The organism is Metallosphaera tengchongensis (genome assembly GCF_013343295.1).
GTDB classification, from domain to species: domain Archaea; phylum Thermoproteota; class Thermoprotei_A; order Sulfolobales; family Sulfolobaceae; genus Metallosphaera; species Metallosphaera tengchongensis.
Window position 1 is genome coordinate 762,101 of record NZ_CP049074.1, and the last position, 13,510, is coordinate 775,610.

13 protein-coding genes are annotated in these 13,510 nt (G+C 42.6%); 8 read left to right on the forward strand and 5 right to left on the reverse strand.

The window, feature by feature from the left end:
- The first annotated feature begins 20 nt into the window (after positions 1–20).
- Both GWK48_RS04060 and GWK48_RS04065 read left to right on the forward strand, forming a co-directional pair.
- Entirely contained in the window at positions 21–1,505 is a 1,485-nt protein-coding gene (locus GWK48_RS04060) for an ATP-dependent nuclease (RefSeq protein WP_174632528.1), read from the forward strand.
- A 6-nt stretch (positions 1,506–1,511) separates the two neighbouring features.
- A complete protein-coding gene (locus GWK48_RS04065) occupies positions 1,512–1,784 on the forward strand; it encodes a TIGR00304 family membrane protein (RefSeq protein WP_174629861.1) in 273 nt (90 codons plus the stop codon).
- Here the strand turns inward: GWK48_RS04065 and GWK48_RS04070 are convergent.
- Together GWK48_RS04070 and GWK48_RS04075 are read right to left on the reverse strand one after the other, a co-directional pair.
- Entirely contained in the window at positions 1,777–3,042 is a 1,266-nt protein-coding gene (locus tag GWK48_RS04070) for a Glu/Leu/Phe/Val family dehydrogenase (protein ID WP_174629863.1), read from the reverse strand. The genes GWK48_RS04065 and GWK48_RS04070 overlap by 8 nt on opposite strands.
- Before the next feature lie 70 nt (positions 3,043–3,112).
- Positions 3,113–4,372: a hypothetical protein gene (locus GWK48_RS04075; protein ID WP_174629865.1), complete on the reverse strand. Its 1,260-nt coding sequence runs from the start codon at positions 4,370–4,372 to the stop codon at positions 3,113–3,115.
- 58 nt (positions 4,373–4,430) lie between these two features.
- Between GWK48_RS04075 and GWK48_RS04080 the strand changes: the two genes are divergently transcribed.
- Positions 4,431–4,856 (forward strand): NUDIX hydrolase, encoded by a 426-nt coding sequence (locus GWK48_RS04080; protein ID WP_174629867.1) that lies wholly within the window; start codon positions 4,431–4,433, stop codon positions 4,854–4,856.
- Here the strand turns inward: GWK48_RS04080 and cysS are convergent.
- Both cysS and GWK48_RS04090 read right to left on the reverse strand, forming a co-directional pair.
- The gene (gene cysS, locus GWK48_RS04085) at positions 4,837–6,237 is read right to left on the reverse strand and encodes a cysteine--tRNA ligase (protein ID WP_174632529.1); all 1,401 of its coding nucleotides are present in this window, start codon (positions 6,235–6,237) and stop codon (positions 4,837–4,839) included. The genes GWK48_RS04080 and cysS overlap by 20 nt on opposite strands.
- A 100-nt stretch (positions 6,238–6,337) precedes the next feature.
- Positions 6,338–6,775, reverse strand: coding sequence for a hypothetical protein (locus GWK48_RS04090; RefSeq protein ID WP_174629869.1), 438 nt, complete (start codon positions 6,773–6,775; stop codon positions 6,338–6,340).
- A 52-nt stretch (positions 6,776–6,827) separates the two neighbouring features.
- Between GWK48_RS04090 and GWK48_RS04095 the strand changes: the two genes are divergently transcribed.
- The 5 genes from GWK48_RS04095 to GWK48_RS04115 are packed head-to-tail and all read left to right on the forward strand — an operon-like array spanning position 6,828 to position 12,408.
- On the forward strand, positions 6,828–8,129 hold the full coding sequence (locus GWK48_RS04095) for an FAD-dependent oxidoreductase (RefSeq protein WP_174629871.1): 1,302 nt from the start codon (positions 6,828–6,830) through the stop codon (positions 8,127–8,129).
- Positions 8,130–8,175: 46 nt separating this feature from the next.
- Positions 8,176–9,270 carry a DNA double-strand break repair nuclease NurA gene (locus GWK48_RS04100; RefSeq protein ID WP_174629873.1) on the forward strand — a complete coding sequence of 365 codons (1,095 nt, stop codon included), beginning with the start codon at positions 8,176–8,178 and terminating at the stop codon, positions 9,268–9,270.
- The gene (locus tag GWK48_RS04105; protein WP_174629875.1) at positions 9,267–11,069 is read left to right on the forward strand and encodes an ATP-binding protein; all 1,803 of its coding nucleotides are present in this window, start codon (positions 9,267–9,269) and stop codon (positions 11,067–11,069) included. Before GWK48_RS04100 ends, GWK48_RS04105 begins: the two co-directional genes overlap by 4 nt.
- 9 nt (positions 11,070–11,078) lie before the next feature.
- Positions 11,079–11,477, forward strand: a complete 399-nt coding sequence (locus tag GWK48_RS04110; protein WP_174629877.1) for a hypothetical protein — start codon at positions 11,079–11,081, stop codon at positions 11,475–11,477.
- Positions 11,461–12,408, forward strand: a complete 948-nt coding sequence (locus tag GWK48_RS04115) for an acyl-CoA thioesterase (protein WP_246263896.1) — start codon at positions 11,461–11,463, stop codon at positions 12,406–12,408. The genes GWK48_RS04110 and GWK48_RS04115 overlap by 17 nt, the downstream gene beginning before the upstream one ends.
- Here the strand turns inward: GWK48_RS04115 and GWK48_RS04120 are convergent.
- Positions 12,376–13,488: an MFS transporter gene (locus tag GWK48_RS04120; protein WP_174629878.1), complete on the reverse strand. Its 1,113-nt coding sequence runs from the start codon at positions 13,486–13,488 to the stop codon at positions 12,376–12,378. The genes GWK48_RS04115 and GWK48_RS04120 overlap by 33 nt on opposite strands.
- Positions 13,489–13,510 lie beyond the last annotated feature (22 nt).

The window sequence follows — 13,510 nt, forward strand, 5'->3', positions numbered from 1 at the left end:
AATACACTTAAGTGATAGTATTGAGGCTCGGCGAGTTCTATACCAATAACTTCAGGAGTCTTGAGACAGTTGAACTTAGGAACTTGGGCGGATTTAACGTAATAGTAGGACCAAACGGTTACGGGAAGACGAACCTACTAACCTCGATTTTTCTTTTTATCAAGAACCTCTCAGCCGGGATTGAGAAAAGGTCGATTGAAGATAAGAGCCAAGAGTATCTGTTAATGTGGAATGGCTACGATACGTCTAGACCCATTCTATTAGGAGGCAGGCTTGAGTTTAACGAGAAGGAAGTAGAGAAGGTTACGGGTAAGAGTCAGAACGTGGTTATTGACCTGGTCAACAAGTTGAGATACATTAACGGATATTTAGAGTGGGACCTTGACTTGATAAGGATAAACGGTTCAGTGCCCTCCAAGGACGAGATAGAGAGCGCCAGAAAACTGTTGGACTACTCCGCATCTCAGATTGAGTACGTTCCCATTTTTGATCAGAACTACTTCGATGATGTTTTGAATAGAATTGTGGGGCTTAACAGGTCCCCCATTAACCTAAGGAAATATTGGTATGATTTCGCCAATTTAGTGAGCAACACGATCCCGGAGGTTAAGGGTATAGAAATCTGGGACTCAAAGAAGCTCGTACTGAACGTGTATAACTTGCCCATATATATAGATCTAGCTGCAAGCGGTTTCCAGAGAATAATCCTAATGTTATTTGTAATTTGGCTTAGTGGTAACAAAGTGCTTTTAGTGGAAGAGCCAGAAGTGAACATGCACCCCATAATGCAATATAAAATTGCTAAACTCCTGAAATCATGGACGGACAGCAACGTTCTGCAGGTTTTTATGACTACCCATTCACCCTTCATTGTATCCTCAGAGGTAGATAACTTCATTGTGTTGAAAAGAGGACAAGTGGCGTCCAATGCAATCGGTTTCCAACTCGATGAAGAGATCAAGTCCGCATTCTCTGTGTTAAAAATAAACGTGGGCGACATACTTTTTAGCAAGACGATAGTCATCTCCAGTGAGCTCGCGGAGCCTAGCGTGATCCTAAACTGGTTGAAGAAACTTAACGTGTACCCAGAGTACAACGGCTTAGTAATATATACGGTGAGGAACGAGCTGGAGCTACAGACTTGGCTCAAGTTAAGAAAGATGCTCAAGCTCGACATGCTCTTCCTTGGTCTATGCGACAAGATCGATAACGAACTTAAGGATTATTGCCTTCCCCTTAACAGGGAGGTTGAATCGTTTTATAGCAAAAGCGGCATGCTAGAGGCCCTAAAGAGAATTGGGATCTATCCTGATGATAAGGAAATGAAGGACCTATCAAGGGAGGACAACGTGAGGTGGTTAGCAAACGTGCTTAAGAGGAGGGGCTTAGATTACGGTAATATGAGGTCTGCCATTGGGGACATCATTTCAAGGATAGATTCCGTAGAGATACCCAAAGAGTTGGAAATACTTGTGAATAAAATTAAAACCGCACAGCCCATTTAATAAATTATGAGTCTAATTGGCATCGGCATCCTTTTAATCTTTGTAGGTTTCATTCTAATTTTCCTCGACATAATTGTGACAATGGCCAGATCCGTTAGATCAAGAGAGGAAACTGAAGAGGAGAAGCAAACGGAAAAAAGAGAGGCTGGGGGAATAATCTTCATTGGGCCTATACCTATAATTTTCGGGACGTCAAAAAATATAGAAAAGTGGATGATAATTGTGGCCTTAGCCATAACTGTTATATTAGTTGCCCTCTTCTTAATACAATTTATATGAGACCTCTAACCCTCATAGCCCTTATTACTCTCTCTACAGCTACTACCATTGCGGCGGTCCTAAGATCTTGATCTCCTAGGCTGTTGTACTTCTTGTAAATCTCCTCGAAGGCCTTCTCCATTCTAGTTAGGATAAGCTTCTTAGCGTCATCCTCATTAATTATTTCTCCCATCCTATTGTTTGCCCACTCGACATAACTTCCCACAACGCCACCGGAGTTAGCTAGTATGTCAGGAACGACCGGTATGCCTCTTTCCTTCAGTATTGAGTCTGCGTCTGCTGTGAGAGGACCGTTTGCTCCTTCTACTATCAATTTAGACTTTATCTTGGGCGCATTGTACTTATGTATAACATTCTCTAACGCTGCTGGAACTAGTATGTCTGTCTCAGTAACCAGTAGCTCGTCGTTTGTTACCTTCTTTCCCTCAGGGTAGTTAACCACAGATCCTGTGGTCTTCTTTACTTCTTCTAACTTGTTGTAATCCAGTCCGTTTGGATTTATGACTCCACCCTTAGAATCGCTTACACCAATAACTGTCGCCCCGTTTTCCTGGAAGAATTTTGCTGCAAAACTACCTAGATTACCGAAACCTTGTATGATAACCCTTCTACCCTCTAGTCCACCTAGGAATTTGTCTGCAGCTAACTTTGCAGTGTGTACAACACCTAAACCGGTACTGAACTCCCTAACTGAGAGACCTCCCAAGTCAACAGGCTTTCCGGTAAAAGTCGCTGGATCTATCTTTCCTGAGATCTTAGTGTATTCGTCTAAAAACCATGACATTATCTGTGAATCCGTGTTGACGTCTGGAGCGGGCACATCTATATCACTTCCAATGTACTTATAGATAGCATCGATGAAGTTCCTGGACAACTGTTCTAGCTCCTCCCTCGATAGAGATTTGGGATCTACCCTTACACCAGCCTTCCCTCCTCCGTAGGGTAACTGAAGAAGGGAGTTCTTCCAAGTCATTATCATGGAAAGGGCTATCACTTCATCCTGAGTAACGTTGGGATGGAACCTGACCCCACCCTTGTATGGACCTAGGGCGCTATTGTGTTGAGAACGCCATCCAGTAAACGTCTTTATTAGCCCGTCTTTCCCCTTTATCTGAATCTTTACTTGTATAACCCTCTCAGGAGTAGACAGAGCGGTTAATTGATCTTCATGTAGCCCTAGGATTTCCCCTATCTTATATAATTTTTTAGTCTGTTGTACATACAAATTGGAAGTTAAAACTTCTTCGACCGATGTCATTAATAATTAGTGATGAACGATTATTAAAAAATTTTTCTAGTCTTTTGCTTTAATTCTTTATACGAGACGCTTATCTCCTGTGTAGAATCACAAGTATTCCCACAACGACTAAGGTTACGACAATGGCTATGGTCAGAGATTCGGAAGGGTTCACAGGTTTATAAGGCAGGGTCTGATTGTAGTAACTGGTTACAATAGGGTAGTGCACATTAGGGTTTATGTACGTGTTACTGAGGAAAACTAACTTATAACTTGACTGCGATGGGAAGGTTTGGTTGTAATCCTCCTCAACTATCATCCCCTTACTAACGTAAAGGACGATCTTAGCGAAAGTTACGTTTGCCCTTACTATTTTGCCTTGATATTCCGACACGTTATACTGGTTACCGTTTATTGTTTTAATTACACTTCCTACCTGGTTGAAGTTTATGGAGTTCCAGACTAACGTTTGACCTGCCTCCTGAACGAAGTTGGTTGGCAAAGATGACAAGTTACCCACGTTTATAATGAAGTTCACTGGGGTTCCCTCAAGATAGGTGAAACCGCCTAGGGGGAAGCCCTCCAGTCCTTGGACGTTATATTTTACCATTAATAGAACATTGCCCGGTAGTTGGGCAGGATACACGTACTCTATATATCCGGATGGGACGTAAGACGCTGAGTAGTTGGAATACGTAAGGTTCTCGTAAACGAAACCTGGGTTTGTAGAGAAGTTGACAGCTTGTAGTTGAGTGGAATTTGAGTAACTTATTAGGGTCATATTGAATCTTAAGTTCGAATTGGTCGTGGATATGCCCTGGATCACTCCTGAAGGGAGTACGTTGAAAGTGTAACTCGAAGGGGAGACTTCCCTATATATAAATATGGTACCTCCACTTGAGTTCGTTGAGTTCACATAGGAGAGTATCAACGAAGTTTGGTTGGTCTGTATACCGTAGCTGGTCGAATTTGACATGAAAAGTGGGTACATGTAAGGGAAATCCAGACTCAGTGGGTCTAAGGCATAGTTCACATTATAAATTCCAGGTTTTACCACAGTTACGTTATTGACCGCTGTGTAATTGCTAATAACGTCCACCCTGACCCACGTACCATTGATGGACTCTACGTTATACTTAACTACACTCGTTTCAACCAGTTTGTTGACAGTTGAGTTACCTACCTTAGTAACGTTATACACGTTCAGGTAGTAATTCATGTTGACTGGAACGTGGTATCCTGTGGCCTCATTCCCGGTTGGATAAAATACTAAACCTGAAAGCGTATTGCTAAAGGCTAGTACTAACGTGAACGCCAATATGAGCGCTATGACGAACCTCAATTGTGACATCAGTATAGAACAATAGGATGATTTAATAACTTTTATCATCACTAGATCATCATCCGAGATGAGTAGACCGTTAGTTGCAGTCGGGTCTGTGATTTTCAGGAAAGATAGAGTCTTACTGGTCAGGAGGGCCCATCCTCCCAACGCAGATAAATGGGCTATACCCGGTGGAAAGGTGGAATTTGGGGAGACGTTGCGAGAAGCAGTCAAGAGGGAAACTTTGGAGGAGACGGGACTAGAGGTTGAACCTAGGGTCCTCATGGCTATTATAGAAGTCTTTAGGGAGGGTTACCATTACGTCATCTTAGACTTCATCAGCGAAGAAATAGGAGGAAACTTGAGACCCTCCTCTGACGCTAAGGAGGTCAAGTTCTACAGTAGGGAGGAGTTAGATCAGCTGGACTTGACTTCCACGACAAGGGAGATGTTAGAGAGATTCTGGCAGGGGGAGAGGATGCCTTTCATGATCACTGAAATCTCCAAGTAGACCCCTCCTTGGAATCTAAGAGCTTGACACCGTTTTTCAATAGGATATCTCTAATCTGGTCAGACAAATCGTACATTTGCCTTTTTCTCAGAATATTTCTTATTTCCACTACACTGTCCAATATTTTCTCTATCCTTTCCGTCTCTGCAGAGAACTCCTCATCCATGACTCCAAATACTTCGTTAAATTGCCTAAATCCGTCCAATGCTATTAGGGCACCTAAAGGATCCTCGCTGTATTGAAGTTTGGAGAATGTTACAGATGCTAACTCATGGATTGCAGATAAGGCATTGGCAGTGTCAAAGTCGTTATCCATGGACTCATTGAACTTTGACACCAAGGAAACAACCTGTTTCTGAGTCCTTATATCTTCGTCCTTTGCATAATATTTCGGCCCTTCCTGTATTATCTTCCTCAATATGGAAATGGAATCCTTGAGTCTTTGGAGGGCTCTGGAGCTTTGCTCTAGATTCTCCTCGCTGTACTCAACTGAGGTTCTATATTGGGAGGAGAGGAACCAGTAACGGAGCACGGAAGGGCCATACTTACCGAGAGCCTCTTTTAGTGGAACTATGTTTCCCTTGGACTTAGACATCTTCTCCTTCCTGATGGTTAGGAAAGCTACGTGCAACCAATACTTTACCCAGGTACCTCCAGTTAAGGACTCCGTCTGGGCCCTTTCATTCTCGTGATGAGGAAATACTAGATCCATCCCTCCACCGTGGATATCGATCTTGCTCCCCAAGTATCTCGTTGACATTGTGGAGCACTCAATGTGCCAACCTGGTCTCCCTTTACCCCAGGGGGACTCCCAGAAAGGTTCCCCCGGCTTATTAGCCTTCCAAAGGGCGAAGTCATATGGGTTTCTCTTCTCCTTTACCGCCTCTTCTTCCTGTCCCCAAGCCTCCATCCTTGTGTTGGATAGTTCGCCGTATTTAGGATAGGAATTCACGTCAAAGTAAACGCTTCCGTTGGAAAGGTAGGCGTGACCTTTTTCAATTAGTTTTTCTATAAATTCTATTATCTCCTTGATATGAGTTGATACCTTAGGGTGGAGGTCTATCCTCACCTTTAGGTCAGTCATCATCTCTAGGTAACTCTTGGAGTAGAGTTCAGAGACTTCCTCCCAAGTGACTCCGGTCTCCTTAGCCTTGTTTATTATTTTATCGTCAATATCTGTTATATTCTGGATCCGTATGACGTTATACCCCTTCCTTCTCAAGTATCTGGTCATAGCGTCAAAGGCTACGAACGTCCTACCGTGGCCTATGTGAACTTCATCATATACCGTTGGACCGCAAACGTACATCCTCACCGTGTCTTCGTAATAAGGAACGAACTCCTCTAGCCTTCTCCCAAGAGTATTGAACAGCCTTAACATAAAATCCACTTGAAATTAAGTTAGTATAGTCTCTATTAGGTTTTAGGTTAGCGAGGAATTATAACTATCTCTATGTAAAAATATGTCCTTTAAAATGTATTTATTGACTTTTAATAGACAGGGAAATATTAAACGTTGGTGGTGATGAATTCATGGACACGGACAAGGTCTCAAGTCCCATTTCCTTCAAGTTCCTCTTCATAGTGGTAATGGCTTCCCCCATGAGGTCAGTCAGCACGTCCAGACTACTCTCAGCAATCTCTCCGACCTTGCTTGACATCAGTGAACTTAAAACGGAAGGTTGCATCAGGTAAGCGTAAAGTATGTTGACCTTCTCCACTGTCCCAATGAGCGAGACTATGGACTGGTCCCAGTTTTTATCCTTAATGCTATTTTCAAATTTCTCAACTGATTCCAGAATTTTCTTCAACTGCATCTTAGAAAATGCTATTATTCCCTGTTCGGCAACGCTAAGACCGATTCCTCCTATTTTATCCAAATTATTCAAAAGTTCTTTAACTTTTTCTTTGGACTCCATAGTATAGATTATGTTCATCTTCGCATAAAAGCATTGGGGAGAAGGAAACATTATGACAGAAACTTTAGTGGTTTTAGGGGGAGGAGCTGCAGGGATGAGCGCGGCTTCTAGGGCAAGAAGACTAAGACCTGATATTGACATAAAGGTGATTGAGGCGACAAGTATGGTTAGCCACGCCCCCTGTGGAATACCTTATTTTGTGGAAGGTCTTTTCGACGACGAAAACCTATTCATGACCTACACCCCCTTATTCTTTGAGAAGGAAAGGAAGATAGAGATGTTTACTAATACTACAGTGAGAGAGGTAGATATTGGATCTAGAACTGTTGATGTTGGAAATAAGAGGCTTGAATATGATTGGCTCGTAATCTCTTTAGGGGCAGTTCCCAAAAGGATCCCTGAGGCTGAAGGCAAGAGGGTTTTCTACGTGCATCATCCGGCTCACGCTGTGGAACTGAGAAGGGATCTTTGGTCCTTAAATAAGGTAGCAGTAATTGGTGGAGGAATACTGGGAGTCGAGATGGCTGAAGCACTGGTAGCTTTAGGTAAGAAGGTAGTGCTGATACATAGGGGACGTTACGTGTTAAATAGAATGCTGGATGAGGACTTGGGGAAGGTAGTTACGGACGCTGTGAGTAAGGATGTAGATCTTAGGCTAGGAGAAGACGTGGAAGACATTGGAGAAAAAAGTGTAAAAACCGACAAGGGAAAATACGAAGTGGATGGAGTAGTTTTAGCCCTTGGCGTTACGCCCAACGTATCCCTCTTCAAAGGAAAATTGAACCTGGGAAAGTCAGGTGCAATCGAGACAAACGAATACATGGAGACCAGTATGAAAGGAGTTTACGCTGCAGGAGATGTGGCAGAAACGGTCAACCTAGTCTCTGCTGAGAGAGTGTGGATGCCCTTCGCTCCAGTGGCTAATAAGATGGGTTTCGTAGCTGGCAGCAACGTTGGTGGCAAGAGGACAACATTTCCAGGTACAGTGGGGAACATGATTACAAAGTACAGGGATATTTACATAGGTAAAGTGGGGCTTAACGAGGCTGAAGCAAAAAAGGCTGGTTTTAAACCGATCTCCGCTACCATTAAGAGCAAAACCAGAGCCAGGTATTATCCAGGAGCAAAGGACATATATGTCAGGTTAATAGCAGACGAGGAAAGCAAAAGACTCCTCGGAGGACAGATAGTGGGTGGTGAGGAGGTCTTAGGCAGACTAGACGCCATATCAGTCGCGTTGATGAAGAGGGTTACAGTCGAGGAGATGTTCTTCGCGGAGATGGGTTACCTCCCTGCTATATCTGTCGTGTGGGATCCAATTACCGTCGCAGCCCGACAGCTGCTGAAAGCGTGAGTAATACACTATATTTAAATATTTCTATCATTGTTATTATTTTAATATGAGCATGAGGGGTGGGCTATCGAAAGTATTTACTGAGACAGTTGCCAAGTACATAGTCTTCCAGTTCAATAACCCACCTCTCGTTACGCAGGCAGGGGACTATGATGTACATGACGAAGTATTTGTGCAAGATCCTAAGGGACTTATCAAGGTTGTTGATGAGCTTTCCCAGCTAAACGAGGAAGTAGTGGCAATAGACGGTAGCAGTAGGAGTTTCTTCTTTTCCCAAGGAGTAGTTTCGGTAAGCTCAGTCGTTGCTTTCTCTAACACTAGGGGTGCGTTGCTTACTTTCCCGTCATTTGGCGGAATGAAGGGACTGGATCAAGATATTCCTTTCATATCAATAGCTACACCTTTCACCAATGTCGATAGGATAGAAGATTTTGTCCTTCCTCCATCAGTTTCGAAATTTTCCACACAACAACTGAATATTAACGACCAAAACGCACTCGAAACAGAGCTAAGGTTTTCCCTTGAGACTGCATGTATTGAGAGATTGAAGGACAAACAGTTCGTATTAATTGATGGCCCTCTTATTCCTAGATTTATCTATTTGAATAAAAAAATATCACAAAAACTGATAGAGAGAAGAAAAAGTACACTGAACCGTAATCTAGTCGGGATTGTGAAGAGGGTCAACAGATCCTCAATATTGGTCAACGCCATGAGGAAAGATGACAACTATTTTTACTCAACGTATGGGATCAATCCTCACTCTTTCTCTTCCGACGAGGCTCTGTTAACCCATCTAGCTAGGAAAATACAAAGGACTCCTAACAGACCTTTCATTGTCGGTCCAGTAATTAGAAAACAGGAGGAGCTGGAAATTACTTCCCATTATGTTGTCGTACCTTTTCATCCTTTTGTTGAGAAATTTTCAATACTACGTATAGAATCAATCTCGAACTCCTTCTTACCAGAGACTTTACTTTCCATTCCTATGTCCTTTGATGGGATTCCTTTACCATTGGCATTGGCTGATAAGCTGGCTAAGGAGATATCGTCAGCTGTATTTTCCCTGTTAATACAGGATTTACAACAGATGGGAATGCAAGCCAGTTTCTACAGCAGGCTGGAGGGTCTTGGACTTTGATCGATGAGCTTTATAACGGCGTAAAGGACAGGGCAGGAAGAGCCAGAGCGTTGGCCGTCACCCTGGGAAGTGCAATAGGTAGGATATCTAAGTATATTCCCAATAAAATAGACCAAGAGAACCTCTACGTAAACGTAGTCGTTGATCCCAATACCTACTACTCTTTCGACTATCTGGGAAGAATTGGTATACTTTTGGGGACGGTGGACATAAGAACTCTTCAGTTCATTCTCCTTCAGGTAGTAGGATATGAGAGGAGTGACATCACCTCCTCCCTTTTCAACTCCAACGATTTAACTCCTAAGATGATGGAGGATGAGGATCCTGGGACTCTAATTGGGAACGTCATACTGAAGTGCGAAATGCTAACTAGGTTAGATCCCCTAACAAAGGGAGAGGCACTGCCTGCTGATATTATCCCTGAACCACAATCCCCAGTAATAATCCCATACCCTGAAATGATTGAACGGGCAATGAGCATAAATAGGGGGAGACTTAAGTTCGGATTCCTTGAGGTATCCAACTCCGAGGCAAAAGTGGGAATTCCCCCTGAAGAACTGAACTTCCATGCCCTAGTTATAGGAACAACGGGTGCAGGCAAGACATCCTTCATTAAGGACGTTATAGCCTCTCTCTTAAAGACAGTTGATGACGAGCAAATTGTTGTCTTTGATGCGACAGGGGACTATTATCATTCCTTTCTTCCCCCAGACTTCTCCTCTGAGACTGTAAGAAGAGGACTAGAGGACTTTCAAAAGCTCAACGGCCCTCTGGAGGGAGTAGAGGAGAATGTAATTTTCCCAGTGACTGTTCAATGGGTAAGGCGAAACCTAACTGAGAGAAACGAAGAGGAGATTACCAAAACCTACTTCGACCTGTACGTGAGGCCTTTACTGGAACATATTAAAAAAAGAGGTATTGAGACAGAGATCCAGATCTCAGGGAGAACTATTTCACTGGAGACTAAAGGATGGAAATCAAAGATTAACGTGAACCCGTTCTATCTTTCCTTTAAGGAAAACGTAAAAATTATACACAAACTTAATCCATATTTCAGTGAACAGGCATCACACTTTCTGAAGATAATGACCTCAGAGATTAAGGACGTAATTAACCTGGAGGAGTTTATTGAGACAATTAACGAGGAGAGATTTGAAAAATTACAAGTACACAAGAGCACCAGGGAGAACATTCTTAGAGGGCTCTATCTCCTCAGGGAGACGGGGCTCTTTGACATCAGAGTTCCTAGAACCTCATTAAATGATATCCTTTCAAGTTCTAAATTTATAGTTATAGATTTATACAACCAAGAGCTGGACGACTTCTCCCAGAAAATATTAACGTACTATTTTCTGGATAGGATATTCTCGCTAAGAGAGAGGAAGATGAGGTCAGGAGAGACCAACAACAGACTTCTGATGGTTATAGATGAGGCACATAGGTTCTTCCCTTCCGCAAGAGGGGGAGAAGAGGACAACAACTATGTAAGGCGTGTGGCTGGAAAAATCTCTACGCTAATGAGATTGGGGAGGAGGAGAAGAATAGGCTTTCTATTCTCCACCCACAACCCGAACGACCTCAGTGACATAATAGTGCAACTAGCCAATACAAAGTTCGTATTTAGGGTCTCCCTGGAAATCTCAGAGAACCTTGGGCTGACTAAGACTGATGCTAAAATATTAAGCTGGGAAAGGAATGGTGTAGCATATATGATTTCTCCATGGTTAAGACAAGGAAAATTAAAGATAAGGATTCCAGTCCCTCCTCCACTAGGACATTACGACCTCTCCAGGACATAGGTGATGCGTTTGGATCCAACTGACAATTTAAAATTAATAATAAATAATCTAAGAAATAGCAGGAGTAAGCCGGACGTTATAGAAATGTTAAAGGAGGTCGTTAAGCTGTTACCCCCTTCTGACGACATTGCAATATCAATAGGGAAGAAAGGTACCCACGAATACGTGATTGATAGGAACGGTCTCTCAGTAATAACTACCTCGCAGGATGAGTACCTTCCTTTTCTTTCAGCAAGCGAGAAAAGGTTGTCCTTTGATCAGTTACCAGATGATGTAGCCAAGAAGGTAGCTCAAAACTTCCAGGACGTACTAGTTCAATTGAGGGAAGTCCTCAAGACCTACTCAAGGCGCAACCCAAAGTATGAAGCCGTCGCCTTAGAGGTAGAAAACATTGTTAAGAGTCAGTGACACCTTGGTTAGGACAATTAATTTGGTTCACTATCAGCAAACCAATTTCATGGGAAGACTACATGGAGGTGACATGCTCAAGTTCTTGGCGGACGCCGGAATGCTAGCCTCCATGAAGGTTGGAAAAGGTCTGGCAGTTCTAGCCTCTCTTGACGAAGTGTTGTTCAAGAGAGGGGCCAACCTGGGAGACATAGTCACTGTGGATGCGAGAGTGTTGTATATAGGTAAAACCTCAATGGAAGTTGAGATGATTGCCAGAAGGGGATCCGAAACGATAGTTACCGCTACCGGAACTTACGTTAAAGTAGACAACAAATTCAGACCTGCTCCTGTTGGTGATATAGTTGTTCCAGAGACGGAGGAAGAGAGAGAAGCTGTGGCAAAAGCCATGAAAAGAAGAGAAGTCAAGGTCAACAAGTTGAAAAATAAGAACACAATGAGGATATGTTCAAATGATCCAACAAACTTCTTGAGACATAGGCTGAGCAACACAACCTTCGTTGGACCTACCATGACTTACGATGGTAGCGTGGTATCAGCGGGAGCTCTTTTGAAGGCAATGGATGACTTAGGTGGAACTTTGGCATTGAGATATAATGGGATAGATCACTACTCCCCTAAACAAGATGGAGTTGTGACTGTAGCTGTATCTGATATTTTCTTTTACTCGCCAATCAGGCTAGGGGACATCATTGAAATGAACGCTGGGTTAACTTTCGTGGGTAAGACCTCAATGGATATCTTAATTAACGTTAATAGGTTAAACATGGAAAACCAAGAATGTTCTCACGTTACAACAGCATACTTTTCGTACGTTAGAGTTGATCCTGAAGGTAGGAAAAAGGAAGTTCCAATCTACATCCCAGAAAACGAATACGAGGTTGAGCTGTGGAAAGAGTCAGCTAGAAGAAGAGGTGCTGTATCTTCTTGAAATGAAAGCGTACAAGGTTATGGTTGATAGTGAGAAGGAGTAGAAAGAAACTAGATAATCTAAGTTGAGATCGTTGCCAAAGAAGCTAACCGCGCTACTACCTGCTATATTTGCCATGTCTTCTACCGCATTGAATATCCCTATAATCGAACCCCTATTCTTCTTCAGCCCTCTGAAAATATAGGAAAAGAACGAGATACTGAACACAGGATATATAGACCCAAAAGTTACGAAAAGAGGGATTTGCGACGTATTGGGCTCTATCCTTAGTTTAAGTAAAGCTGAAGTTAAGAGTACTATTAGCGCCCTCCCTGTTAATGATACATACATTAGGAAACTCTCCTTGCCATTAACTATTCTAGCTGAAATATAGTAAACTCCTTCATCAATAAGATATAATATAAAATAACTTAAATAGATAAAATATTTAGGATTTTTCAGATCATAGTTTAGAGGGACGTAAGCTGTAAAGAATATCTCTGCAGCGAAGTTAAATGACGCAAAAGAGATCAGCGCCTCTGACAACTCTTTGACGTTTTTGGTCCTTAGCCTCCTATCGAAATTAGGTTTTCCCGTTACTCCGCTAATGGAGAATAGAGTTAAAGGTAATGAAAAAATGGACAAAACAAGCGGGTACGTGTAACTGCTTTCGAAAATTGCTGAAATGCTTCCCGCAGCGTTTCCAATTAAGGTGAGTTGGGAGAGCCTTGAGTTCATTTTGGGAATCTCTTCAAAGCTATAATTTTCCAGAAGTATAAGCGAATAGAGCGGAGAGTTCAACGACGATGAGAATCCTGCTAGAGAGTATCCCAAAAGGCTTTCCGTCAGATTTCCATTAAGGAGAATAGAGGAAATAAGTAGAAGGGAAGGTAATGTTACCCCGAATTCTACTCGCCTATAAGTTCTGTCCAACAGGTCCCCCCAGAAATAAGATCCTGCTCCGTTGGCCAAGTTATACAGTGTAGTAGCCAAACCCAAGAGAAATACCGACTTCGTTTGAGCGTAGAGAGTCACGGGATACCATATACCTATATATGTAGTGGTTGCCACTAACAGCGGTTGTGAGAGAAATTTCCTCATCAGAGGTTAACGATTATAATAA